This is a genomic window from Mesorhizobium sp. B2-3-14 (assembly GCF_006442175.1).
GTDB classification, from domain to species: Bacteria; Pseudomonadota; Alphaproteobacteria; order Rhizobiales; family Rhizobiaceae; genus Mesorhizobium; species Mesorhizobium australicum.
The window spans coordinates 36,589-61,443 of record NZ_VFVP01000012.1 but is presented as its reverse complement, the minus strand read 5'-3'; the positions used below and the strand labels follow the sequence as shown (position 1 = coordinate 61,443).

Here is a 24,855-nt window from a genome sequence, read left to right as displayed (position 1 = left end):
CAAACGGACGTGTCGTTTTCACATCCGAATATCGATCCTAATGGTTAATCATCGCTTATTGAAGCCAAAATGCGGTAAGACCATGGCGATATCCCGTCAAAAATTGTCCGCAAGGTTTCTTGGTAAACCGCTGGTTTAGATCAGGATTCCGGCTTGGGCCGAACACAATCTGTTACCGCCGGCCTCAATGCGTGAACAATACCCCGTCGAGCGCCGCCATTATCCGGCGACGGCGCTCTGTCGAACCATATAATGACGAGGGAAACTGGTGCCTGCCTTGCGGCTCAGGAAGCAAGCCTGTCGACGCGGCCGGTTTCCGGGTCGATGCCATATTCCTTGAGCTTGCGGTAAAGCGTCGAGCGACCGATGCCGAGCCGGCGGGCGACCTCGCTCATCTGGCCATTGTAGTGATCGATGGCGAGCTTGATCATTTCGAGCTCGACATCGGCCAGCGCACGCACATTGCCGCGCTCGTCGAGCGCCCGCAGCGTGCCGAAGCGGGCCTGGACCCCGGCCGGCAGCACAGCCGCCGGAGCGGTCTCGTCGGGCACAACGTCCTCGTCGCGCGGCTCCAGCGACGGCGGCGGCGCAACGCTGCTTGCTTCCAACGTGTCGTCCGCGTCGAGATTGACGGTGCCTTCCACCTGCGCGCGGATCTGCGGGAAGTCATCGGCGGTCAACACATCGCCTTCGCACAGCACCGAGGCGCGGAAGACGGCGTTTTCGAGCTGCCGGATGTTGCCGGGCCAGTCATAAGCCTGCAGCACCGCAAGTGCTGCCGCCGAAATGCCTTTCAGCCGGTGGCGCGGGTCGGCCGGCGCCACCTTCTCCATGAAATGCGTGACCAGATGAGGAATGTCGTCGCGGCGGTCGCGCAAAGGCGGCACGAAGATCGGGTAGACGTTCAGCCGGTAGAACAGATCCTCGCGGAATTTGCCGTCCTTGACCTGTTGCAGGAGGTTGCGGTGCGTCGCCGAAATCAGCCGGATGTCGACCTTGACGGTCGAGCGGCCGCCGACCGGATCGACCTCGCCTTCCTGGACGGCGCGCAGCAGCTTGACCTGGACGTCGAGCGGCAGGTCGCCGATCTCGTCGAGGAACAGCGTGCCGGAATGCGCCTCGACGAATTTGCCGGTGTGCCTGTCGGTGGCGCCGGTGAACGAGCCTTTCTCATGGCCGAACAGGATGGATTCCACCAGATTGTCGGGAATGGCGCCGCAATTGACGGTGACGAAGGGTTTCGAGCGGCGGTCGCCGCTGCCCTGGATGGCACGCGCCACCAGTTCCTTGCCGACGCCCGACTCGCCCTCGATCAGGATCGGGATGTGAGAGGCCGCCGCTTTCTGGCCGAGACGTATCACCCGGTCCATGGCCGGACTATGGGTGATCATGTCCCTGAAGGTCAGCAGCCCGCCGCGTTTGCGCGACGTGCGCTTGACCTCGCCCTCTACCGCCTCGACCTTGAGCGCATTGGAGATCGAGGCCTGCAGCCTGTCGGGCGAAGCCGGCTTGACGACGAAATCGAAAGCGCCGTGGCGCATCGCCGAAACCACGGTTTCGATGCCGCCCTGCGCGGTCTGCACGATGACCGGCACGCTGATGTCGCGCTCGCGCATCGCCTTCAACACGCCGATGCCGTCGAGACCGGGCATGACAAGGTCGAGGATCACGACCGAGACATCGCGGGCGCCAGGCCCGTCGAGAACTTCGAGGCCGGCGGTACCGCCATCCACAACGATGGCGGTATGGCCGAACCGCGTCACCGCGGCCTCGAGCAGCCGGCGCTGCACGGGATCGTCATCGACTATGAGTATGGAACCTGTCATGACTGTCTTGCTTCGCCCGCGCCCGAAAACCCCATGGATCATCTTGGCACAGGGTTCTAAATAAGGTTTCAAAAAACCCGGTGAACGAATTCCTTAGGATTTGACCGGCTTCTCCATTCCCGTTGAGTCCGGCTCCGTGATTGCGGCCACGTGATTCAACCCAGGCCATTTGATTCAAAGAAGGTATCTCGATGCGCATGATGTTTGATCGGCGGATTGCAGCGCCAGCGTCCGGTCAGGGCGCTGCCGGGCTTGGCGATCTGCCGGAATGGAACCTCGCCGACCTTTATGCCGGCATGGACGCGCCGGAACTGAAGCGTGACATTGCCAAGGCGGCGGCCGACACCGTCGCATTCGAGGCCCGCTGGAAAGGCACGCTCGCCGCCGAGGCCGGGCGCGGAACTACCGGCAGGCTGGGCGAGGCACTGGCCGCGTACGAGGCGCTCGAGGAACTGATCGGCCGCATCGTCTCCTATGCCGGCCTCGTCTATGCCGGCAATACCGCCGATCCGCAGCGCGCCAAGCTCTATGGCGACATCCAGGAGAAGATGACCGACGCCAGCGCGCATCTGTTGTTCTTCGCGCTCGAGCTGAACCTGATCGACGATGCGGCGATCGAGGGCGCGCTGGCCGCCGATCCCGCCTTCGGGCATTACCGCCCGTGGGTGCTCGATCTCAGAATGGACAAGCCCTATCAGCTCGAGGACCGCGTCGAGCAGCTTTTCCACGAGAAATCGATAACCGGGCGCGGCGCCTGGAACCGCCTGTTCGACGAGACGATGACCGATCTTCGCTTCGATATCGACGGCGAGGAACTGACCCTGGAGCCGGCCCTCAATCGCTTGCAGGATGCCGACGGCGAGGTCCGCCGCCGCGCCTCGGAGGCGTTGGCCACGACCTTCCGCAAGAACCTGCGCACCTTCACGCTGATCACCAACACGCTTGCCAAGGACAAGGAAATTTCGGACCGCTGGCGCGGCTTCGAGGACATTGCCGATTCACGCCACCTCGCCAACCGCGTCGAACGCGGCGTGGTCGATGCGCTCGCCACCGCCGTGCGCGAGGCCTATCCGCGCCTGTCGCACCGCTATTATGCGATGAAGGCGCGCTGGCTCGGCATGGAGGTGATGAACCACTGGGACCGCAACGCGCCCTTGCCGGAGACGCCGCAGGCGGTGATCGGCTGGGATGAGGCCAGGAACACGGTCCTGTCGGCCTATCACCGCTTCTCGCCCGAGATGGCCGAGATCGCGCGCACCTTCTTCGACCGCAACTGGATCGACGCGCCGGTGCGTCCGGGCAAGTCGCCGGGCGCCTTCGCACATCCGACCGTACCCTCGGCTCACCCCTATGTGCTGCTCAACTACATGGGCAAGCCGCGCGACGTGATGACGCTGGCGCATGAACTTGGGCACGGCGTGCATCAGGTGCTGGCCGCCGGCCAGGGCGCGCTGATGGCCTCGACGCCGCTGACGCTGGCCGAGACGGCATCCGTCTTCGGCGAGATGCTGACCTTCCGCTCGCTGCTCGAGCGGACCACCGACCGGCGCGAGCGCAAGGCCATGCTCGCCCAGAAGGTCGAGGACATGATCAACACCGTGGTGCGCCAGATCGCCTTCTATGAATTCGAGCGCAAGGTGCATGCCGAGCGCCGCAACGGCGAATTGACATCCGACAGGCTGGGCGAGTTCTGGCTGGAGGTGCAGGCCGAAAGCCTCGGGCCGGCGATCAAGTTGCGCGAGGGCTACGAGGTGTTCTGGACCTACATTCCGCACTTCATTCACTCGCCCTTCTACGTCTATGCTTATGCGTTCGGCGACTGCCTGGTGAATTCGCTCTACGCCGTCTACCAGAATGCCGAACGCGGCTTTCAGGACAAATATTTCGAGATGCTGCGTGCCGGCGGCACCAAGCATCATTCGCAGCTTCTGGCGCCCTTCGGCCTCGACGCCACCGATCCGGCCTTCTGGCAGATCGGGCTCGGCGTCATCGGCGGCCTGATTGACGAACTGGAAACGCTCGACGATTGAGACGCATCTCGCCCGGCAAGAACAGTTTAGCCGGAATGCATGTTCGGGCCGCGCTTTTCTTGCCCTAAATATTTGTTCTTGAAGAACTCTACATCGACGTTTTCCCATAGCTTTCCGCAAGCTCTATGGTAGCTTTCCGTTTAAGCTCAGCCGGAGCGCATGCGGATCGGCGAGGGAAATCTCAGCCGGCCGTGGCGATCAGGCAAACGCGACAACGGCCGTTGGCCATGGGCAGGCAAAGCCGATCGCCGACAGCTTGACCGAAGCCGGCTGTTCCGCGAACCGCGGAACCATCATCGAGTAGTCCTGCGCCGAAGGCCATGACCCACGGCAGACGGATCTGACTGGAGAGAGACAATGGGCACTTTTTTCTACGTGGTCCTGGCGTTGTTGGTAGGCGTGTTGGTCGGCTGGTTCATCTGGGGGCGCCTGCGCGGTGAGCTCGACAGTCTTCGCGGCGACCTCGATCGCACCCGCAGCGAGCGCGACAAGCTGCGCGCCGACAGCGACCGCCTGACCGGCGAACTCAGTGCATGCGGCAAGAGCCGCTCAGACCTCGAGCGTCAGCTGCGCGAGGCGCAGGCCTCGTCGGGCACCGGCGGAGCAAAGGCGTCAAGTCAGCCACCGGCAGCCCTGATGTCGACGCCAGCCGTTGCAAAATCCGGTGCGGCGGCAGCCAAGCCAGCCGCCGCGAAGGCGGCCCCGGCAAAGGCAGCACCGAAGCCCGCGGCCGCCAAACTCGCAACTGCTTCGGCACCGGCAGCCAAGGCTCCGGCGACCAAGGCTCCGGCGACCAAGGCTCCGGCGAAGACTTCGACCGTGCCCAAGGCAGCACCCGCTGCAAAGAAGACCGCACCGGCAGCGGCCAAGCCGGCGTCGGGCAAGCCCGACAATCTGCGCCGGTTGATCGGCATCGGCCCAGTCAACGAAAAGCTGCTCAAGGCGCAAGGCGTCACCACATACGCCCAGATCGCCGGCTGGACACCAGCCGACATCAAGCGGATCGAGGAGGTGATGAACTTCGACGGCCGCATCGCGCGCGAACGCTGGATCGAGCAGGCCAAGCTGCTCGCCGCTGGCAACGAGGCCGAATTCGCCAAGCAGTTTCCGACGGCCGGAACCGCCAGCAATACCTGAACGACGGATACAGAGGCCATGCGACCGGCGGCGCCAAGGGCGCCGCCGCTTTCTTTTGTCGGCAAGGTTCGATCCGGCAAAGGTCGGCTTTGAGGGACAGGGTGCCGTTCCCTCGATTGCGCGCGCCCGGCCCCCTATATAGAGCGATCGTCAGCTCCATCGATCCCGGTTCCCATGTCCCTGCCCGCAGCAATTTTCCGCAACGACGAAAGCGCGCGCCAGCTCGTTTTCAAGCGGCCGGCCGATGTCATCGTTGCGCATGAGCCCAAAGACTTCCCGGCGGCGTTGCAAGCGGCGCAGGCCGCGCACGATGCCGGCAAATGGCTGGCCGGCTATTTCTCCTACGAGGCCGGTTACCTGCTCGAATCGAAACTCGTTCCCTTGCTGCCGGGCCGGCGCCGGGCCCCGCTGGTCTGCCTCGGGGTCTTCGATGCTCCTGATGAAGAAGCGGTGCCGCCGCTAGGTACGCCGACCAACGGCCCGATCTTCGACGCAAGGGCAACGTGGTCGTTCGAGGACTACGAGAAGCGGTTCTCGCGGTTGCATCGGCACATCAGGCAAGGCGATTGCTACCAGGGCAACCTGACCTTTCCGGTGCACGCGCAATGGTCCGGCGATCCGCTCGCCGCCTTCGACGCGCTGACCGAACGCCAGCCCGTGAAATATGGCGCCCTGATCGCGCTGGGCGACCCGATCGTCCTGTCGCGCTCGCCCGAACTGTTCTTCGAGATCGATGCGGCGGGGATGATCGAGACGCATCCGATGAAGGGTACCGCACCGCGCGGCGCAACCGGGGACGAGGACGAGCGGCAGAAGAATTTCCTGCGCAATGACGAGAAGAACCAGGCCGAGAACCGGATGATCGTCGACCTCCTGCGCAACGACATATCGCTGATCAGCGAGGTCGGCACGCTGGAGGTGCCGGAACTGTTCCGCATCGAGACCTACCCGACCGTGCACCAGATGGTGAGCGACGTCAGGGCCAAGCTGCTGCCCGGCCTCTCGATACGACAGGTATTCGCGGCGCTGTTTCCCTGCGGCTCGATCACCGGCGCGCCGAAGATCCGCGCCATGGAGATCCTGCACGATCTGGAGGCCACGCCGCGCGATGTCTATTGCGGCGCCATTGGCTGGATCGCGCCCGGCGGCACGATGCGCTTTTCCGTGGCGATCCGCACCATCTCGCTCTTTGCCAGCGGCGAGGCCGTCTACAATGTCGGCGGCGGCATCGTCTTCGATTCGGTCGCGGAAGAGGAGTATCAGGAGTGTCTGCTCAAAGCCCGTTTCGCGACGGGGACACCGCCGGTTTCGAGCTGATCGAGACCATGCGCTGGGAGCCCGCCTCGGGCTTCCTGCGCCTCGATCGCCATCTTGCGCGCCTTTATGGCTCGGCGGCGGAACTGGGCTTCAGCTATGATCCGCAAAGGGTTGGCGAGGCCCTGAGCGACGCGGTCGATCGATCGCCCGTCGCCATGCGCACGCGGCTCGCCCTGTCGCGCAATGGCCAGGCCAACGCCTCGGCGCAGCCCTATGAACCGCTTGCCGCCGACAAGGTGTGGGCACTGCGGCTGGCGCGGACGAGGCTCGATTCGAGCAACATGCTGCTGCGCCACAAGACCAGCCGGCGGCAGCCCTACACCCATGCCCGCTCCGAATACCTCGTCACCCAGGCCGATGAGGTGCTGCTGGCCAATGAGCGCGGCGAGATCTGCGAAGGCACGATCACCAATGTCTTCGCCGATTTCGGCGACGGCGTGCTGGCAACGCCCCGGCTCGATTGCGGCCTGCTGCCTGGCGTACTGCGCGGCGCGCTTCTGGATGAAGGCCGCGCCGGTGAAGCGATCTACAGCTTGAATGACCTGAAATCCGCCAAGGCGCTGTTCGTCGGCAATTCGCTGCGCGGGCTGATCCCGGCCAAACTAATCTGAAGTCAAACTGATCTGAGGCATGACGTCCCTACCCGCCCACACGCCGTATGACGGCTCGTCGAAACTCTTCACCATCGGGCTGAAGCCGCTCGACCCCGCGAACTGGATCGAGGTAGACGGCCATTTGCTGCCCTATCTCGCCGAAAAGCGCCGGCTTTATGCCGAAATCCCTGAACGCGTCTTCGTCGAGCAGGACGGTACGCGCGACGCCCAGCAGGAAGTGCTCGAATTGCTCGGCGCTTACCTGCCGGAAAGATTTCCCGACACCCACCGGCGCAGCGATGCGGGCGTTGCGATCGTGGGTGCGATGAGCCGTCCCACGATCCCCTCCAGCCTCGCCGGCGCCCCCCTCGTCGCGGCCTCGCTGCTGGTCCAGGAAGACCTGATCCTCATGCGGCGGGGCGAAGACGGCTGGCGGCTCGCCGCGGGTTCGCTGTGCTTTCCCTCATCCTGGTCGCTTGTCGAAAAATTCGGCAAGCCGCTGCAGCAGATCCACGAGCCGGTGCCGGGCTTCGGCCCAGGCACAAGGCCGGCCGATCTGATCAACCGGATGTTCGATGGCCTGCAGGGCCAAGCCGTCGAACGTTACAATTGGTCGATCCAATCAGGCGATGCACTCTACCATCCGCTGTCCAATATCGAGCGCATCGACCGCGCCACCAGCCGGCCGACGCGTTTCCCCGACGGTGACGTGAAGACGCACGCCTTCATCCGGGTCGAGCGTCAGACGCTGCGCAAACTGCCCGCCTCACGTGACATCCTGTTCACCATCCGCATCCATCTCGACCCGCTCGCCGTGCTGGCGCGGCACCCGGACCGGGCGACGCTGGCAGCGTCCTTTGCCGCGCAGCTCGAAGCGCTCGATGTCGCCCAGCTCGACTACAAGGGCCTGACATCGGATCGCGATCGGCTGATCGCCGCCCTTAACCACATGGCCAAGGACGCGTAGTCGCTGGTTGGCGCTTTTCGCTGGTTTGTGACAATGATCTGTGATGTAGCGCATGGCCGTTGGGCGAAAATGCCCGGCTTTTGCACGCAGTTGTCCAGCTTTTGCACGCGGTTGCCCGGCTTTTGGACGTAGTTGAAGGAGTGCTCGATAAAATGGCGAACGAAAACTGGCCCGTTTACGGTGAGATCACCGGCCCGGTTGTGATGATCGGCTTCGGCTCGATCGGACGCGGAACGTTGCCGCTCATCGAGCGCCATTTCGAGTTCGACAAGTCGCGCATGACAGTCCTCGACCCGCGCGATACCGATCGCAAGCTGCTCGACGAGCGCGGCATCGCCTTCGTCCAGGAAGCGGTGACCGAGAAGAACTACAAGAAGCTGTTGACGCCGCTTCTGACCAATGGCGGTGGCCAGGGCTTCTGCGTCAACCTGTCGGTCGATACCGGCTCGGTGGACCTGATGCGGCTCTGCCGCAAGCTCGGCGTGCTCTATATCGACACCGTCGTCGAGCCTTGGCTTGGCTTCTATTTCGACGCCAAGGCCGACAACGCCAGCCGCACCAACTATGCGTTGCGCGAGGCGCTGATCAAGGAAAAGCACGACAAGCCGGGCGGCGCCACTGCGATATCCACCTGCGGTGCCAATCCCGGCATGGTGTCGTGGTTCGTCAAGCAGGCGCTGGTCAACCTCGCCACCGATCTTGGCATGGAATTCTCCGAGCCATCGCAGGACGATCGCGAGGGCTGGGCCAAGCTGATGAAGAAGGCCGGCGTCAAGGGCATCCACATCGCCGAGCGCGACACCCAGCGGACCAAGAAGCCCAAGCCGATGGATGTGTTCTGGAACACCTGGTCGGTCGAGGGCTTCATCTCCGAGGGGTTGCAGCCAGCCGAGCTCGGCTGGGGCACGCATGAGACCTGGATGCCCAAGAACGGCAAGAAGCACAAGCATGGCTCCAAGGCCGCGATCTACCTGGAGCAGCCCGGCGCCAACACCCGCGTGCGCTCCTGGTGCCCGACGCCGGGACCGCAATATGGCCTGCTGGTAACGCACAACGAGGCGATCTCGATCGCCGATTTCTTCACAGTGCGCTCCAAGAAGGGCAAGGTTCAATACCGCCCGACCTGCCACTACGCCTACCATCCCTGCAACGATGCGATGCTATCGCTGGACGAGATGTTCGGTGCCGCCGGCAAGCCGCAGCCGGTGCACCACGTGCTCGACGAGAACGAACTGGTCGACGGTGTCGACGAGCTCGGCGTCCTGCTCTACGGCCATGACAAGAATGCCTACTGGTACGGTTCGCAGCTGTCACTCGCCGAAGCGCGCAAGCTGGCCCCCTACCAGAACGCCACCGGCATGCAGGTCACCTCGGCTGTCCTGGCCGGCATGGTCTGGGCACTGGAGAATCCCGCCGCCGGCATCGTCGAGGCCGACGAGATGGATTACAAACGCTGCCTGGACGTGCAGTCGCCCTATCTCGGACCGGTCAAGGGCTATTATACCGACTGGACGCCGCTCGACAGACGCCCGGGTCTCTTCCCGGAGGACCTCGACCGCAGCGACCCGTGGCAATTCCGCAACATCCTCGTCCGATAGCAGCACCCGGACCATGCGCCCTTGCCTTGCAATCGCCCGGAAATCGGGCGATTGAAGGGAGGCGGCCTGGGGTGGCGATGTGCGTCCGTTGAATACCCCGGCACTTTGGACGTTCGCGTCAATTCCCAGAAATCGGCCCGATTTCTGGGACGACGCGTTTGGAGAGGATTTCATATGACGATTGCGCGCAAAGTTCTTTCGACGGGCCTGGCGGGCGCCCTTGCCTCGATGCTTGCTGCCTGTGCCACCAGCGGCCCAGATACGCCGCCCATGGCCGCCGCCCCGAAAGGGGTCGAAGGTTCCTGGATCGATGCCAAGGGCACCGGCCTGTCGACCTTCACCGGCGGCACCTTCACGACCGTCGCCACCGACACGGGACAGAAGCTTGCCGATGGCAGCTACACGATGACCGGCGCCACGTCGGTACAGATCAGCGGCACCTCGCTGATCCGCCAAACCCCGGTAAGCTTCAATTGCCTGATGGTGTCGACCAGCCAGCTCAACTGCACCAGCTCCGCCGGCCAGAATTTCGTGCTGACGCGGCGCACCTGAACTCGGCGAACATTCCAGTCACAAAGAACGGCGGCCCCTCGGCCGCCGTTCTTTTTTGTACCGGCATATCCCGGGTTTCGCGCCTGGAGATACCGCCGCATTTCCGCTTGCGTCGGCCCGAACGCGATGGGAACATGATCGAAAGGCTGGCTGTAATACCCAGTCAAGCAAGGGCGCCAGACGCCTCTGATCAGCCTACCGGGAGACGAAGATGAAGAAGCTTGCCGCCATTGCCGCCCTTTCCGCTTCGACGCTTGGCCTGTCGGCCGGCGCATCCTTTGCCGACTACACACTGAACATCCTGCACATCAATGACTGGCACAGCCGCATCGAAGGCAACAACAAATACGAATCGACCTGCTCGGCCGAGGAGGAGACCAAGGGCGAATGCATCGGCGGCGCCGGCCGGCTGATCACCGCCATTGCCCAGGAACGCAAGAAGCTGGAAGGCCAGAACGTGTTGCTGCTCAGCGCCGGCGACAATTTCCAGGGTTCGCTGTTCTACACGACATACAAGGGCAAGGTCGAAGGCGAGTTCCTCAATGACATGAAGTTCGACGCCATGGCACTCGGCAACCATGAATTCGACGACGGCGAGGCGGCGCTGGCGCCGTTCCTCGACATGATCAAGTTCCCGGTGCTCGGCGCCAACGTCAAGGCCAACGCGCAGTCCAAGCTCGGCGACCGCGTCAAGCCGTCTGTTGTCGTCGAGGTCGGTGGACAGAAGATCGGCATCATCGGCGCCGTCACCAACGACACGCCCGAACTCGCCTCCCCCGGCCCCAACATCAAAATCGAGGACGACGTCAAGTCGATCACGGCCGAGGTCGAGAAACTCAAGGGAGAAGGCGTCGACAAGATCATCGCCGTGACCCATATCGGCTACAACAGGGAGCGCGACGTTATCGCCAAGATCCCTGGCATCGACATCGTGGTCGGCGGCCACAGCCACACGCTTCTGTCCAATACTGATCCGAAGGCGGCTGGCCCCTACCCGACCATGGTCGACAACCCCGGCGGCTACAGGGTGCCGGTGGTGCAGGCGGCGTCCTATTCGAAATATCTCGGCGAGTTCAAGGTGGTGTTCGACGACAACGGCGTCGTCAAATCGGCAAGCGGCGACCCGATCTATCTCGACAAATCGATCACGCCGGACCCGGCCGTGCTCGCCCGCATCAAGGAGCTTGGCGCGCCGATCGAGGCCTTGAAGAACAAGGAAGTGGCCGAGACCACCGACGTCATCGACGGCAGCCGCGAAAGCTGCCGCGCCAAGGAATGCGCGATGGGCAATCTCGTCTCCGACGCCATCCTCGATCGGGTCAAGGGACAGGGCGTCGAGATCGTCATTTCCAACGGTGGCGGCCTGCGCGCCTCCATCGATAAGGGCACCGTCACCATGGGCGAGGTGCTGACCGTGCTGCCGTTTCAAAACACGCTGGCGACTTTCCAGATTTCCGGCAAGGACCTGGTCGCCGGCCTCGAAGGCGGGCTCAGCCAGATCGAGGACGGCGCCGGCCGCTTCCCGCAGGTGGCGGGCCTCAAATATTCCTTCGACAGATCGGTCGCACCCAATGCCGGCCGCGTCAAGTCGGTGGAGGTGATGGAAAATGGCGCCTGGACGCCGATAAATCCGACCAAGGACTATTTGGTCGCCACCAACAACTATGTCCGCCAGGGCGGCGACGGCTACAAGGTCTTCGCCGAAAAGGCCAAGAACGCTTATGACTACGGCCCTGGCCTCGAACAGGTCGTGGCCGACTATCTCGGCGCGCACCGGCCCTATACGCCGAAGCTCGACGGCCGCATCACCGAGATCGCCGCGACGACAGCGGCAGCTCCCGCCGCCGAACCAGCAAAGCCGGCGGAGACCGCACCGGCAGCGCCGGCACCGGCCGAGGCTGCCAAACCGGCTGCACCGGCGATGCCGGAATTGCCTGCCAACTCAGGCGATATCGCCAACACGCCGCCAGCCATATCGACGGAAAACGCGCCTGCACCACCGGCCCCGCCGGCACCTGCCGAACCGGCGAAGCCTGCCGAGACCACTCCCGCGCCGGCCACTCCTGCGCCTGCGACGCCCGCGCCCGCCGAGCCGGCAAAGCCCGCTGAAGCCACACCAGCCACCGGCAATCATGTCGTCGTGACCGGCGATACCTACTGGGATCTGGCGAAGAAGGCCTATGGCGATGCGACCAAGTGGAAGCTCATCTATGAGGCGAACAAGGGCCAAAGGCCGCATCGGCTTATGCCGGGCGCGACACTGACCATCCCGGCGAAGTAATTTCGTCCAGCTCCGCCACATCGCCCGCCCGGGGAACCGGGCGGGTTTATATCTCCATGGCCTGATGCATGTCGCCCGGAGGTGTCCTCGGTTATCAGAAGCTTACGGCAGGTCGGGCTAATCCTATCCGCCGCGACATGCTGCAAGGTGCGGCCAGACGCGGCATTGAAAGCTCCTGCAGGATGGTTAGGTTCACGTCTCGGAGACCCATATGCCGCTTTCCACTATTGTCGATCCCAAAGCCGCGAAAGCCCCTGGCCCACGACCGGTCGAGCATCCCCCCGTCAAGACCGGCAAGATAGGGGTCATGCTGGTCAACCTTGGAACACCCGACGGCACCGAGTTCAGGCCGATGTGGCGTTATCTCAGGGAGTTCCTGTCTGATCCACGCGTTATCGAACTCAACAAGGCGATCTGGTATCCCATCCTCTATGGACTGGTGCTGACCACGCGACCGAAGAAGTCGGGCGCCAACTACGCCAGGATCTGGAACCGGGAGAAGAACGAGTCGCCTTTGCGAACCTATACCCGCGCACAAGGTGAAAAACTGGCCGAGGCGCTACGCGATCTGCCCAACGTGGTCGTCGACTGGGCGATGCGCTACGGCAACCCTTCGACGTCGAGCGTCGCCGAAAGGCTGGTCGCACAAGGCTGCGATCGCATCCTGAGCTTTCCACTCTATCCGCAATATTCGGCGACGACGACCGCCACCGCCAACGACCAGCTGTTTCGCGCCTTGATGAAGATGCGGGCAGCACCTGCCGTCCGCAGCGTGCCGCCCTATTATGATGAGCCAGTCTACATCGAGGCCCTAGCCAGTTCGATGGAACGGCACCTGGCGACCCTGGATTTCCAGCCCGAGGTGGTCATCGCCTCCTATCACGGCATTCCAAAACCCTATTTTGAGAAGGGCGATCCCTATCATTGCCATTGCCTGAAGACGACGCGGCTGCTGCGCGACAGGCTCGGCTGGGACGAAAGAAAACTGATCACCACCTTCCAATCACGCTTCGGGGCGCAAGAATGGCTGCAGCCCTACACCGACAAGACTGTGGAGAAACTGGCCAAGGACGGCGTCAAGTCGATCGCCGTCGTCAATCCGGGGTTTTCAGTCGACTGCATCGAGACGCTGGATGAGATTGGCCGCGAAGCGGCCGAGACCTTCCACCATGCCGGCGGCAAGAACTTCGCCCACATACCATGCCTGAATGACAGCCCTGAAGGCATGGCGGTGATCGAAGCGATGGTACGGCGCGAGCTGTCAGGCTGGGCTTGATGCCGGAACAACACCAGCTCCGGAGCGTTGAGCAGCGCCTCCGGAGAACTCAATGCTCCGCAAACTTGACCTCAGCACTGGCCGGCCCGTCTGGTTCGCCTATCGGGCGCCCGCGGTACCGACTGGCAGTCTGACCCGGGACGTCAAGACCGATGTGCTTATCGTCGGCATGGGCATCAGCGGCGCCATGATGGCCGAGGCGCTGACAGCCGGCGCTCACGCCGTGATCTGCATCGACCGGCGTGGGCCGCTGAAAGGATCGACGGCGGCAACAACCGCGCTTGTGCAATTCGAGATCGACCAGCCGCTTTCAACGCTCTCGAGGATGATCGGCAAGGGCCAGGCACGGCAGGCCTGGCGACGCTCCCGGCTAGCCGTTTCCAACCTTGCCGCCCGCATCGCCGAACTCGGCATCAACTGCGGCATAAGCCGCACCCAATCGCTTTATCTGGCTGGCACCGTGCTCGGCCCATCGGAACTCCGGGACGAAGCCGAGGCGCGGCAGATGGCCGGCATCGGCGCGACCTATCTTACATCGGCGCCATTGGCCGGAGCATTCGGCATCGATCGGGGTGGCGCCATCCTGAGCCATGGCAACATCGCGCTCGACCCTCGCAAGCTGACGGCAGGGCTGCTGCTCAAGGCGCTGGAGCGCAAGGCACGTTTATACGCTCCCGTCGAAGCGACGGCGATCGAGGACAGCGCCTATGAGGTGGTGGTGGCAACCACGGACGGCCCCACCATCACGGCACGGCATGTTGTCCTGGCCACCGGTTACGAGCTGATCGACATCGTGCCGGCGGCCGCTCACCGGGTCATCTCGACATGGGCGATTGCGACATGTCCGCAACCACGGAAGCTCTGGCCGGGCGCGGCGTTCATCTGGGAGGCGTCGGATCCCTACCTCTATGTCAGGGCAACCGCCGATGGCCGGGTCATCTGCGGCGGCGAGGACGAGGAATTCCTTGACGAGACGCGGCGCGATAAGCTGATAGCCGACAAAAGCGCCCGCATTGCCGCAAAACTCGACCTGATGTTTCCGCACCTCGACACCCGGCCCGACTTTGCCTGGACCGGCTCCTTCGGCACCACGACCACTGGCCTCCCCTACATCGGCGCCATTCCCAGGCACCCGCGCATCCATGCCGTGATGGGTTATGGCGGCAACGGCATTACCTTCTCGCGCATCGCCGCCGAGATCATCTCTGCTTCGATCGGCGGGCTTGAAGACACGGATGCAAGCCTGTTTGCCTTCAACCGCTGAGTGCATACCCACAAACAATCCCTCATCACCTGATTGTAACGTTCCTGAAACACACTTAAGTCTTTGGTGAAGCCGGTTGCGCGGGAATGGCTCGCGCGGCCTGCCCATGAGGGAGGGCCAAATGGATTTCAGTGGTTTCGATATTGCGGTCGTTGTTCTGGTGGCGCTTGTCGTACTGGTGCTGTTCAAGGGCATCAAGACAATCCCACAGGGATACAACTATACCGTCGAACGCTTTGGTCGTTACACCAAGACACTGAGCCCCGGCTTGAACCTCATCTTTCCGTTCGTCGATCGCATCGGCGCCAAGATGAACATGATGGAACAGGTGCTCGACGTTCCGAGCCAGGAGATCATCACCCGCGACAATGCCATCGTCGGTGTCGACGGCATCGCTTTCTACCAGATCCTCAATGCGGCACAGGCCGCCTATCAGGTTGCCGGCCTGCAGAACGCCATCCTCAACCTGACGATGACCAACATCCGTACCGTCATGGGTTCGATGGACCTCGATGAGCTGTTGTCGAACCGCGACGCCATCAACGAGCGCCTGCTGCGCGTCGTCGACGAGGCCGCGCATCCTTGGGGCATCAAGATCACCCGCGTCGAGATCAAGGATATCAACCCGCCCGCCAACCTGATCGAATCGATGGGCCGCCAGATGACCGCCGAGCGCAACAAGCGCGCGCAGATCCTGGCCGCCGAGGGCCTCAAGCAGTCGCAGATCCTCGAAGCGGAGGGCCGCAAGGAAGCCGCCTTCCGCGACGCCGAGGCGCGCGAACGCTCCGCCGAAGCGGAAGCCCGCGCCACCCAGGTGGTGTCGGAAGCGATCTCCAAGGGCGACGTCCAGGCACTGAACTACTTCGTCGCCCAAAAATACACCGAGGCGCTGGGCAAGATCGGCACCGCCACCAACAGCAAGATCGTGCTGATGCCTTTCGAGGCATCGTCGCTGATCGGCTCGCTCGGGGGTATCGGCGAAATCGCCAAGGAAGTCTTTCGCAGCGAAGGCACGACCGGCGCGCAAAGGCAGGCGGCACGTCCGCCCGTCGTCGGGCCCTCCGACAACTGAGATAGGCCACTCTCATGATCGACCGCATCGTTTCTGAACTCGGGCCGTGGAACTGGATGGTTCTGGGCTTCGTGCTGCTGGTGGTAGAGGTCATCGCACCGGGTTTCTTCATGCTTTGGATCGGCATCGCCGCTCTGATCGTCGGCGCGGTGTCGCTGCTGATCTGGGATGTCGCCATCTGGACATGGCAGGTCCAGGTGCTGCTATTCCTCGTGCTGTCGCTGGTTTCAGCCTTTGTCGGCAAGAAACTCATGGGCGGACACGACCAGCCAACCGATCAGCCGCTGCTCAATCGCCGTGGCGCCCAGATGGTCGGCAGGATGGCGACGCTCGCCGAACCGATCCGCGACGGTCGTGGCCGCATCAAGCTCGGCGACACGCTGTGGCGTGTCTCCGGCCCCGATCTGCCCGCCGGCACTCAGGTTCGTGTGACAAGCGCCGCGGACACGGATCTGGAACTGACGGTGGAGCGGGTCTGAATTCCAGCGAGTGCCAACGCGCTAAAGTATTGAGATTCAGGTCAGGCCAAGTCGTGAACGATTGGTTTCGGGTCGCTCTTGCGACGAGCAGGGCGGACATTAAGTCCGTGCGCTCCGGCCTATGCCGGAAGCGCAGGAAGCCTTCGCTCGCAGGCCGGCCTCACCTGAAGATCAATATCTTAGGCGGCGCCGATGCGCAGCAGGTCGTGGAAATGCACCACGCCCAGCGGCATGTTGTTCCTGGTCACCACCAGCGCACCGACATTGTGCTCGTTGAGCAGCGCGATCGCAGTGCCTGCAAGCGTCTGCGGGTCGACCGTCTTGGGTGTGCGGGTCATCACCTCGTCGACAATGACGTCGGCCAGGTTGCGGTGCAGGTTGCGCGCGACATCGCCATCGGTGATGATCCCGGCCAACTCGCCATTGGCGTCGACGATCAGCACGCAGCCGACCTTCTTCTGCGACAGCGTCATCACCGCTTCCGGCATCTTGGTGCCGAGCGAAGCCAGCGGCATCTGCTCGCCGACCCGCATGATCTCGGAGACCATGGTCAGGTTGGCGCCGAGCTGGCCGCCGGGATGGAAGGTGCGGAAATGGTCCGGCGTGAAGCCGCGCGCCTCGAGCAGTGCGATCGCCAGCGCATCGCCGATGACCAGTTGCAGCAGCGTCGACGTCGTCGGCGCCAGGCCGTGCGGGCAGGCTTCCGGGGTGCGCGGCAAAAGCAGCACGACGTCGGCCGCGCGCGCCAGCGCCGAGGTTTCTCCGGAGGTGATGGCGATGAGTGGAATGGAGAAGCGCCTGGAATAGGCGACGATGCCCATCATCTCCTTGCTCTCGCCCGACCATGAGATCGCGATGATGGCGTCGTCCCTGGCGATCATGCCTAGATCGCCGTGATTTGCCTCGACGGGATGGACGAAGAAGGCCGGCGTGCCGGTCGAGGCCAGCGTCGCGGCGATCTTCGAACCGATATGGCCGCTTTTGCCGACACCGGTGACGATGAGCCGGCCCTCGATCTTCGAGATCGTCTCGACGGCCTGGGCAAAGGGTGCCGCCAGTCCGTTCTCAAGCGCCTCGGCAAGGGCCGCGATTCCCGCCTGTTCGGTTGTTACCGTTCTCAGCGCCGATTCGATCGACGCTTGCCTGTCCAGAGGCTTCTTATCGAGAGATCTCGCATGCATGGGTGATGCGATTAGCGCTTTGCCGCCCGCCTGTCCAACAGAAATGGCCTCTGCATGACGGCCGGATGTGTGCGGTCGTTGGGGACGACGACAAGGATCAAATGGAAGGCACGACGCAGACCCGCATTGTCGCCCGCGGAAATCCGCGTTTGGAGCCAGTGGCGCGCGCGACCTCAACCCTCCGTTAACCATCCCCATTTACGGTTCGGTAAGTATGGCGCGCGTGCGCCGCGCAGGCAGTGGTGGCGATGTCCGGGGTCCAGCCAGAAAAATTGAGAGGACGACAGGGCAAGGCGATCTGCGCCTTGCTGCTGGCGACCAGCATCCTTGCCTTGCTGCGTTCCACGCCACTCCATGCCCAGGAAACGGAATTGCGCGGAGAAGTGTCGGAATCGGCGATCCTGTCCGACCAGCAGCGCAAGGCGAGAAACCTGGTTCTTGCACAGCAAGCGGCGGCCAACGCGGCCGCGCAGGACAATGCGCCGGCGCGAACCTATCTGCCGGCCAGCGCCGGCGCCGTGCCTGACGACGCGGACGCCGCGAACTCGACCACCAGCGTCTTCGACCCGCCCCAGGCCGGCGACGATGCCTCCGCCGACGCGCCCACGCCGCCCAAGCCACGCCGCGCTTCGACCGCCAGGCAGAATGCGGCCGACAAGGCAAAGGACAAGGTCGCCGACAAAAAGAAGAAGAAAAAGAACACCACGGCGGCTACGGATCCAACCACCACCGCCACGACGGCCGCGACGGACGACACCGCCGATATCGCGGCGGATCAGGAAGCGGCCAATCGCCGTGCACTCACCATCGACAGTGCGGACAAGCAGAAACTCGACCCCGGCGCCGAGCGCACCGCTGCAATCGAGGGCCAGAACAAGAAACCCGAGGACGATCCGTTCGCCGCAACCGGCGTCAAATGGGGCTCCTTCATCATCCGGCCGACCATCGAACAGGGGCTGACGGCGACGACGAACGGCGATTCGAGCAGTGCCGGCACATCGGCGCTGCTGTCCGAGACGGCGCTGCGCTTTACCGCTGCTTCCGACTGGCGTGAAAACGCCGCGACCATCGACGGCTACGGAATTTTCCGTGAAACCGTGTCGGGCTACCCGGTTCACGATGCGCAGGGGCGCATCGAAGGCCAGCTCAATGTCGACCTCGACAATGACTTGCGTGCCATCGCCAAGCTCGGCTACGAAGCCGTGCCGGAATCCGCGTCCTCGCCCGATGCCATCGCTGGCGTCAGCACCCAGCCGCTGCGGCAGACCATCGACGGCAGCATCGGCGTCGAAAAGGCCGTCGGCAAGATGCAGTATACGTTGACCGGGGCGGTCTCGCACGACTTCTATGGTGACGCCAAGCTCTCGGACGGCACCTCGCTGTCGCAGAAAGATCAGGACAATACGCTCTACACTGCAACCTTGCGCACCGGCTACGAGATCTCCCCCGCGCTCACGCCCTTCACCGAGATCGAGGTCGGCCGCCGGGCCTACGACCAGCGCATCGACAATGAAGGCTTCGAGCGCTCCTCGACGCGTCTTGGCGCCCGCGCCGGCTTGCAACTCGATATGGGCGAGAAGCTGTCGGGCGAATTCTCGGCCGGTTGGCTCAGAGAGGCGATCGACGACAACAGCCTGGAAGCGATTTCGGGGGCCACCCTCAATGCCGACCTCAAATGGTCGCCGCAGCGCGGCACCACCATCGGCTTGACCGGCAAGACCACCGTCGAGACCACGACCACATCGGGCGAAAGCGGCGATATCCTCTATTCCGGACGCCTGACGGGCGAGCGCGTGATCCGATCCAATCTTACCGCGAATGCGGCCCTGGGTCTCGATTGGCGCGATTATGTCGGCATTGACGGCCATGACAGGATCTTGAGCGCCGAGGCCGGGCTGACCTGGTGGCTGAACCGCTATGCGGGCCTCACCAGCAGGGTAAGGACCGAAAAGCTGACCAGTAACCTGCCCGGCCGCGACTACACCGCCAACAGCATCTTCGTCGGCGTGAAGGTGCAGCGCTGAAGGCGTGTGCGCCAAGGTATGGCGAGAGTCAGGGTCGGGCCGAGTCGAGAATGGCTGATACCGAGAGCCTTTATGTACGTGAGCACAGTTCTACTGCGGCGCGGTAGAATGGGGAAGCGTAGGAAGCGGCCATTCGCAGGCCGGCATCACCTGAATATCGGCATGCCCTAAAAGGCTGCCCCGCGCCGTTCTGATGGCTTCATCTCGTCGAGCAGTGTGCGGATAACGCCGGCCATGCTCTGGTTCATGTCGTTGCGCCACAGCGCGAAGGCGACATTGGCCTCGACGAAACCTTCCGGCGAGCCGCAATCGAAGGTGCGGCCCTTATAATGGTAGCCGTAGAAGGCCTGCTGCTTCTCCAGCTTCAGCATCGCGTCGGTCAGCTGGATCTCGTTCCCGGCGCCCTTTTCCTGGCCTTCCAGAATCCTAAAGATCTCGGGCTGCAGGATGTAGCGGCCGTTGATGTAGAGGTTGGACGGCGCGGTGCCCGACTTCGGCTTCTCGACCATCTCGGTGATGCGGAAGCCGTGATGCGTGTCTTCGCCGCGCCCGACGATGCCGTATTTATGAGCCTCCGCCGGGTCGCATTCCTGCACCGCGATGATGTTGTTGCCGGTCTCCTCGTAGAGCTCGACCATCGCCTTCGTGCAGCTCTTTTCCGACTGCATGATCATGTCGGGCAACAACAGGGCGAACGGCTCATCGCCGACCAGTTCGCGCGCACACCAGACGGCATGGCCAAGACCCATCGGCACCTGCTGGCGGGTGAAGCTGGTCTGCCCCGGTGCCGGCTGCAGCCGCTGCAGGCGGGCAAGCTGCTCGTCCTTGCCGCGTTGTGCCAGCGTGTCATAGAGTTCGAACTGGATATCGAAATGGTCCTCGATGACCGCCTTGTTGCGGCCCGTGACGAAGATGAAATGCTCGATGCCCGCCTCGCGCGCCTCATCGACGACATACTGGATGACTGGCCTGTCGACGACGGTCAGCATCTCCTTGGGAACAGCCTTGGTGGCCGGGAGAAACCGCGTGCCGAGACCGGCGACCGGGAAAACTGCCTTGCGAACTCTCTTCATAGTTTAAATTATCCGTTTGCTGGCCAGCTCCGCAATCCCCGTCCCCCGACATTTTCGCGCCGGAATTGAAGATTAGTGGGGCGGCTGAGGGAAACTCCCGCCGGTTAAAGCATCGAGGTGTCTTTTCGTTCCAGGCGACGCCTATGGTAAACTAATTCCTAACCCGGTTCGGCGAAGAATGGTCTTTCCTGGGACAGAGAAGGAGGAAAAAATGTCCGTTCGCAATGCCGCAAAACGTTTCGCCAGCGTCATGACGGCGGCCAGCCTCTCGCTCGCTTTGCTTGTCCCCACCGGGCCGGCCTTCGCCGACGCCGGTTTCCGGCAATGGGTCGCCGGCTTCCGCGCCACCGCCGTGGCGGGTGGCGTTTCCGGCGCCGTTTACGACCAGGCTTTCCGGGGCATCAACGAGCCCGATCCGGTGGTGCTGGAAAAGGCCCGCACCCAGCCCGAATTCACCGCGCCCGCCTGGGATTATTTCGACAACCGCGTCCATGACCAGTCCGTCGCCGTCGGGCAGCAGATGGCGAAGAAATGGAAGCCTTGGCTGGACAGGATCGAGGCGAGATTCGGCGTCGACCGCTACGTTCTCCTGGCCATCTGGTCGATGGAATCGAACTATGGCGAAATTCTCAAGCGCGACGACATCATGCGCAACGTCATCCGTTCGCTGGCGACTTTGGGTTATGGCGACGCGAAACGGTCGAAATACGCCCGCACCCAGCTGGTAGCGGCGCTGAAGATCCTGCAGACCGGCGATATCGACGAAAGCCACCTGATGGGCTCCTGGGCGGGCGCCATGGGCCAGACCCAGTTCATCCCGACCAGTTACCAGCACTATGCCGTCGACATGGACGGCAATGGCAAGCGCGACATCTGGAATTCCATTCCCGATGCGCTGGCGACATCAGCCAATTTGCTCAAGAAGAATGGCTGGCAGGCCGGCAAGACCTGGGGCTACGAGGTCGCGTTGCCGGCCGGCAAACTTCCCGCCGGGTCGAAGACCCTGGCGCAATGGCAGGCGCTCGGCGTGGGCCGCGCCAGCGGCAAGCCGTTCAAGAACCTCACCGACAAGGCAACGCTGAAAGTGCCGGACGGCCGTGGCGGGCCGGCCTTCCTGATGGTCAGGAATTTTTCGGTCATCAAGGCCTACAACAATGCCGACAAATACGCGCTCGCCGTCGGTCTGCTTGCCGATGAGATCGCGGGTGGCAGCGGCCTGGTCCAGGATTGGAACCGGCCTTTTACCAAGCTCAGCTTCGAGGAACGGCAGGAGTTGCAGAAGCGACTTTCCCAGCACGGCCTTTACGACGGCAAATTCGACGGCAAGATCGGCGACGGCTCGAAGACGGCCATCATGGCTTATCAGGCCAAGGTTGGCTTGACCCAGGATGGCTATCCGAGCTTGGAAGTGCTGAAATGGCTCAGGCAGAAATAGAGCCTGACGAAGTTGAGTAGGGAGGGAGCGATTGGTTTGGCCTACGCGCATCGGGACGTTCGTCCGTCGCATGCCGGTGCTGATCCTGGCCTTCGCCGTGCTCGCCATTGCCGTGGCCGGAGCCGTCCATGCCCCAGCCATGGCGCAGGAACAGCCGCAGCAAAGCCGGGGCTGGTCATTGCGCGACCTTCTGTTTCCGCGCCGCAGCGAGCGGGTCGAGCCGCCACAGGACATCCAGAAGGCGAGACCTAAGCCCAAGAAGAAACCGCGTGCGCCTCGCCCACCAGAGGAGCCGGCAACGCCCGTGGTCGAAAAAGCGCCGGACGCCCGCACCGTCCTGGTGGTCGGCGACTTCATGGCGGCCGGCCTCGCCGAGGGTCTGGACGAAGCCTTCGCCGAGAATACCGGCGTCAGGATCGTGGTCCGCAGCAATGGCTCGTCAGGCTTCGTGCGCGATGATTTCTACAACTGGCCCGAACAGATCAAATCGCTGATCGACACCGAAAAACCCGCCGCGGTGGTCGTCATGCTTGGGTCGAACGACCGCCAGCAGATGAAGGTCGGCGACGTACGCGAACAGCCCCGCTCCGAAAACTGGACGAAGGAATACGAGCGCCGCACCGATGAGCTCGGCAAGGCAATCGCCACCGCCAAGGTGCCTTTCCTGTGGGTCGGCATGCCGGCCTTCCGGGTGCCGAAGATGACCTCCGACATGCTGGCCTTCAACGACATCTACCACAAGGCCGCCGAAAGCCACGGCGGCGAATTCGTCGATGTCTGGGACGGCTTCGTCGACGAGAACGGCGCCTTCGTCACCTCTGGCCCCGACATGAACGGTCAGCCGGTGCGACTGCGCGCCGATGACGGCATCAACGTGTCCAAAGCCGGCAAGCGCAAGCTCGCCTTCTACACCGAAAAGCCGCTGCTTAAGATCCTTGGACTGGCCGCGCCGGGAAGCGTGGCACCGACGACGGCGCCGGCGGGCGCACCGGTCGAGACCCCCGCTCCAGCGGCCGCGCCTATCGTCATCGATCGCACCCAACCCATGCTGCTCAGCGATCCCGCGCTCGACGGCGGCACAGAATTGCTCGGCGCCGCCCCACCGCCGAAGGCCAATCCGGCTCTTCCTGGCGAAAGGCTGGTGATCGAGGGCAAGGCGCCGGAGGCTTCCCCAGGCCGCGCCGACGACTTTTCCCGGCCGCCGAAGGCAAGTCCGGCGACAGCGGCAGCGTCCGACACCACCACGGCGATCAGCCCTTAACGCGGCAGGACGGTCGTCCCCATCAGCGCCTCGTCGATCGAGCGTGCCGCCTGGCGGCCTTCGCGGATCGCCCAGACGACCAGCGACTGGCCACGGCGTACGTCGCCCGCCGCGTAGAGCCGGTCGACGCTCGTCCTGTAATCGCGGTCATTGGCCTCGACATTCCTGGAACGGCGGCTGTCGGTGGTGATCTTCATCTCCCCCTCGAGTTCCGCCGCAACGCCCGCCATCGCCGGGCCAGCAAAGCCGATGGCGATGAAGGCGAGATCGGCGCGGATGACGAATTCAGTGCCGGCGATCGGCTTGCGCTTGTCGTCGACCTCGCAGCACTTCACGCCTGTAAGCTGGCCTTCCTCGCCGATGAATTCGAGCGTCGCCACCTGGAATTCGCGTTCGGCGCCCTCGGCCTGCGAGGACGAGGTGCGCATCTTGGTCGCCCAGTAGGGCCAGACGGAGAGCTTGTCTTCCTTCTCGGGCGGCTGCGGACGGATGTCGAGCTGGGTGACGCGCACCGCACCCTGGCGGAAGGCGGTGCCGACGCAGTCGGACGCGGTGTCGCCGCCGCCGACGACGACGACGTGCTGGCCACCGGCGATGATTGGATGCGACGGCCATGCCACCGACTGGATCGGTTCGCCGCCGACGCGGCGGTTCTGCTGCACCAGATAGGGCATCGCGTCATGCACGCCGCCGAGATCGTCGCCGGGAATACCGGCAGCGCGCGGCGTTTCCGAACCACCGCAATAGAGCACGGCGTCATGTTCGGCGAGGAGTTCAGCCACCGGCATGTCGATGCCGACATTGACGCCGCAATGGAAGGTGACGCCCTCGCCCTGCATCTGTTCGATGCGCCGGTCGATATAATGCTTCTCGATCTTGAAGTCGGGGATGCCGTAGCGCATCAGCCCGCCGGGGCGGCTCTCGCGCTCATAGACATGCACGTCGTGACCGGCGCGGCCAAGCTGCTGGGCGGCCGCCATGCCGGCTGGGCCGGAGCCGATGATGGCGACCCGCTTGCCGGTCTTCTTCTCCGGCGGATAGGGCCTGATGTGGCCGGTCTCGTAAGCCTTGTCCGCGATCACCTGCTCCACCGTCTTGATGGCGACCGGAATGTCCTCGAGGTTCAGCGTGCAGGCTTCCTCGCAAGGCGCGGGGCAGATGCGGCCGGTGAACTCCGGGAAATTGTTGGTCGAGTGCAGGTTGCGGATCGCGTTGTCCCAGTCTCTGTTGTAGACGAGGTCGTTCCAGTCGGGGATCTGGTTGTGGATCGGACAGCCCGTTGGCCCATGGCAGAACGGAATGCCGCAATCCATGCAGCGCGCGGCCTGTTTCTCGACTTCCTTGTCCGACATCGGCAGCGTGAATTCGCGGAAATGCCGGATGCGGTCGGAGGCCGGCTGGTACTTGTGCACCTGCCGGTCGATTTCGAGAAAGCCTGTTACCTTGCCCATAGTCCAGTTCCTGCTGTCCAGATGGTGCGGTTTCGCCG

General features: G+C 63.5%; 19 protein-coding genes. 15 read left to right on the top strand and 4 right to left on the bottom strand.

Going from position 1 to position 24,855, the window contains the following annotated elements; all coding sequences use genetic code 11:
- Positions 1 to 284: 284 nt before the first annotated feature.
- Entirely contained in the window at positions 285 to 1,826 is a 1,542-nt protein-coding gene (locus FJ950_RS24850; RefSeq protein WP_140619396.1) for a sigma-54 dependent transcriptional regulator, read from the bottom strand.
- A 191-nt stretch (positions 1,827 to 2,017) separates the two neighbouring features.
- On the opposite strand from FJ950_RS24850, the gene FJ950_RS24845 reads away from it, so the two are divergent.
- The 12 genes from FJ950_RS24845 to FJ950_RS24790 all read left to right on the top strand — a co-directional run bounded on the left by FJ950_RS24845 (position 2,018) and on the right by FJ950_RS24790 (position 16,392).
- On the top strand, positions 2,018 to 3,856 hold the full coding sequence (locus FJ950_RS24845; protein ID WP_181171424.1) for a M3 family oligoendopeptidase: 1,839 nt from the start codon (positions 2,018 to 2,020) through the stop codon (positions 3,854 to 3,856).
- 357 nt (positions 3,857 to 4,213) lie between these two features.
- Entirely contained in the window at positions 4,214 to 4,993 is a 780-nt protein-coding gene (locus FJ950_RS24840; protein WP_140619394.1) for a proton-conducting membrane transporter, read from the top strand.
- 174 nt (positions 4,994 to 5,167) lie between these two features.
- Positions 5,168 to 6,310, top strand: coding sequence for an aminodeoxychorismate synthase component I (locus tag FJ950_RS24835; protein ID WP_140619392.1), 1,143 nt, complete (start codon positions 5,168 to 5,170; stop codon positions 6,308 to 6,310).
- A complete protein-coding gene (locus FJ950_RS24830) occupies positions 6,259 to 6,921 on the top strand; it encodes an aminotransferase class IV family protein (RefSeq protein ID WP_140619390.1) in 663 nt (220 codons plus the stop codon). The genes FJ950_RS24835 and FJ950_RS24830 overlap by 52 nt, the downstream gene beginning before the upstream one ends.
- 19 nt (positions 6,922 to 6,940) lie before the next feature.
- A complete protein-coding gene (locus tag FJ950_RS24825; protein WP_140619388.1) occupies positions 6,941 to 7,870 on the top strand; it encodes a DUF3445 domain-containing protein in 930 nt (309 codons plus the stop codon).
- A 152-nt stretch (positions 7,871 to 8,022) separates the two neighbouring features.
- Positions 8,023 to 9,468 carry a homospermidine synthase gene (locus FJ950_RS24820; RefSeq protein WP_140619386.1) on the top strand — a complete coding sequence of 482 codons (1,446 nt, stop codon included), beginning with the start codon at positions 8,023 to 8,025 and terminating at the stop codon, positions 9,466 to 9,468.
- 174 nt (positions 9,469 to 9,642) lie between these two features.
- Positions 9,643 to 10,020, top strand: a complete 378-nt coding sequence (locus FJ950_RS24815) for a hypothetical protein (RefSeq protein ID WP_015315847.1) — start codon at positions 9,643 to 9,645, stop codon at positions 10,018 to 10,020.
- 211 nt (positions 10,021 to 10,231) lie between these two features.
- Positions 10,232 to 12,301: a bifunctional UDP-sugar hydrolase/5'-nucleotidase gene (locus FJ950_RS24810; RefSeq protein ID WP_140619384.1), complete on the top strand. Its 2,070-nt coding sequence runs from the start codon at positions 10,232 to 10,234 to the stop codon at positions 12,299 to 12,301.
- Positions 12,302 to 12,512: 211 nt separating this feature from the next.
- Positions 12,513 to 13,577 carry a ferrochelatase gene (gene hemH, locus FJ950_RS24805; RefSeq protein ID WP_140619382.1) on the top strand — a complete coding sequence of 355 codons (1,065 nt, stop codon included), beginning with the start codon at positions 12,513 to 12,515 and terminating at the stop codon, positions 13,575 to 13,577.
- A gap of 52 nt (positions 13,578 to 13,629) precedes the next feature.
- On the top strand, positions 13,630 to 14,841 hold the full coding sequence (locus tag FJ950_RS24800) for an FAD-binding oxidoreductase (protein WP_140619380.1): 1,212 nt from the start codon (positions 13,630 to 13,632) through the stop codon (positions 14,839 to 14,841).
- A 121-nt stretch (positions 14,842 to 14,962) separates the two neighbouring features.
- Positions 14,963 to 15,913: an SPFH domain-containing protein gene (locus tag FJ950_RS24795; RefSeq protein WP_140619378.1), complete on the top strand. Its 951-nt coding sequence runs from the start codon at positions 14,963 to 14,965 to the stop codon at positions 15,911 to 15,913.
- Positions 15,914 to 15,927: 14 nt separating this feature from the next.
- On the top strand, positions 15,928 to 16,392 hold the full coding sequence (locus FJ950_RS24790; protein WP_015315842.1) for an NfeD family protein: 465 nt from the start codon (positions 15,928 to 15,930) through the stop codon (positions 16,390 to 16,392).
- 179 nt (positions 16,393 to 16,571) lie between these two features.
- Here the strand turns inward: FJ950_RS24790 and FJ950_RS24785 are convergent, their stop codons facing one another.
- Positions 16,572 to 17,573 carry a KpsF/GutQ family sugar-phosphate isomerase gene (locus tag FJ950_RS24785; RefSeq protein ID WP_140619376.1) on the bottom strand — a complete coding sequence of 334 codons (1,002 nt, stop codon included), beginning with the start codon at positions 17,571 to 17,573 and terminating at the stop codon, positions 16,572 to 16,574.
- A gap of 248 nt (positions 17,574 to 17,821) precedes the next feature.
- Here FJ950_RS24785 and FJ950_RS24780 point away from each other — a divergent pair, with 248 nt between their 5' ends.
- Entirely contained in the window at positions 17,822 to 19,597 is a 1,776-nt protein-coding gene (locus FJ950_RS24780) for an outer membrane beta-barrel protein (RefSeq protein WP_181171155.1), read from the top strand.
- A gap of 167 nt (positions 19,598 to 19,764) precedes the next feature.
- Here the strand turns inward: FJ950_RS24780 and galU are convergent, their stop codons facing one another.
- On the bottom strand, positions 19,765 to 20,670 hold the full coding sequence (gene galU / locus FJ950_RS24775; RefSeq protein ID WP_015315839.1) for a UTP--glucose-1-phosphate uridylyltransferase GalU: 906 nt from the start codon (positions 20,668 to 20,670) through the stop codon (positions 19,765 to 19,767).
- 211 nt (positions 20,671 to 20,881) lie between these two features.
- On the opposite strand from galU, the gene FJ950_RS24770 reads away from it, so the two are divergent.
- Positions 20,882 to 22,105, top strand: a complete 1,224-nt coding sequence (locus FJ950_RS24770) for a lytic murein transglycosylase (protein WP_015315838.1) — start codon at positions 20,882 to 20,884, stop codon at positions 22,103 to 22,105.
- A 70-nt stretch (positions 22,106 to 22,175) separates the two neighbouring features.
- The gene (locus FJ950_RS24765) at positions 22,176 to 23,366 is read left to right on the top strand and encodes a DUF459 domain-containing protein (RefSeq protein WP_083882972.1); all 1,191 of its coding nucleotides are present in this window, start codon (positions 22,176 to 22,178) and stop codon (positions 23,364 to 23,366) included.
- On the opposite strand, the gene FJ950_RS24760 is transcribed toward FJ950_RS24765, so the two are convergent.
- Positions 23,363 to 24,817, bottom strand: a complete 1,455-nt coding sequence (locus tag FJ950_RS24760) for a glutamate synthase subunit beta (RefSeq protein WP_140619375.1) — start codon at positions 24,815 to 24,817, stop codon at positions 23,363 to 23,365. The genes FJ950_RS24765 and FJ950_RS24760 overlap by 4 nt on opposite strands.
- Positions 24,818 to 24,855: the final 38 nt, after the last annotated feature.

Coding starts and splice junctions, on each gene's coding strand:
- FJ950_RS24810 (WP_140619384.1), top strand. CDS start 10,232: ATGAAGAAGCTTGCCGCCATTGCCGCCCTTTCCGCTTCGACGCTTGGC.
- FJ950_RS24840 (WP_140619394.1), top strand. CDS start 4,214: ATGGGCACTTTTTTCTACGTGGTCCTGGCGTTGTTGGTAGGCGTGTTG.
- FJ950_RS24815 (WP_015315847.1), top strand. CDS start 9,643: ATGACGATTGCGCGCAAAGTTCTTTCGACGGGCCTGGCGGGCGCCCTT.
- FJ950_RS24800 (WP_140619380.1), top strand. CDS start 13,630: ATGCTCCGCAAACTTGACCTCAGCACTGGCCGGCCCGTCTGGTTCGCC.
- FJ950_RS24820 (WP_140619386.1), top strand. CDS start 8,023: ATGGCGAACGAAAACTGGCCCGTTTACGGTGAGATCACCGGCCCGGTT.
- FJ950_RS24780 (WP_181171155.1), top strand. CDS start 17,822: ATGTCCGGGGTCCAGCCAGAAAAATTGAGAGGACGACAGGGCAAGGCG.
- galU (WP_015315839.1), bottom strand. CDS start 20,670: ATGAAGAGAGTTCGCAAGGCAGTTTTCCCGGTCGCCGGTCTCGGCACG.
- FJ950_RS24845 (WP_181171424.1), top strand. CDS start 2,018: ATGCGCATGATGTTTGATCGGCGGATTGCAGCGCCAGCGTCCGGTCAG.
- FJ950_RS24785 (WP_140619376.1), bottom strand. CDS start 17,573: ATGCATGCGAGATCTCTCGATAAGAAGCCTCTGGACAGGCAAGCGTCG.
- FJ950_RS24765 (WP_083882972.1), top strand. CDS start 22,176: ATGCCGGTGCTGATCCTGGCCTTCGCCGTGCTCGCCATTGCCGTGGCC.
- FJ950_RS24825 (WP_140619388.1), top strand. CDS start 6,941: ATGACGTCCCTACCCGCCCACACGCCGTATGACGGCTCGTCGAAACTC.
- FJ950_RS24835 (WP_140619392.1), top strand. CDS start 5,168: ATGTCCCTGCCCGCAGCAATTTTCCGCAACGACGAAAGCGCGCGCCAG.
- hemH (WP_140619382.1), top strand. CDS start 12,513: ATGCCGCTTTCCACTATTGTCGATCCCAAAGCCGCGAAAGCCCCTGGC.
- FJ950_RS24795 (WP_140619378.1), top strand. CDS start 14,963: ATGGATTTCAGTGGTTTCGATATTGCGGTCGTTGTTCTGGTGGCGCTT.
- FJ950_RS24790 (WP_015315842.1), top strand. CDS start 15,928: ATGATCGACCGCATCGTTTCTGAACTCGGGCCGTGGAACTGGATGGTT.
- FJ950_RS24760 (WP_140619375.1), bottom strand. CDS start 24,817: ATGGGCAAGGTAACAGGCTTTCTCGAAATCGACCGGCAGGTGCACAAG.
- FJ950_RS24770 (WP_015315838.1), top strand. CDS start 20,882: ATGTCCGTTCGCAATGCCGCAAAACGTTTCGCCAGCGTCATGACGGCG.
- FJ950_RS24850 (WP_140619396.1), bottom strand. CDS start 1,826: ATGACAGGTTCCATACTCATAGTCGATGACGATCCCGTGCAGCGCCGG.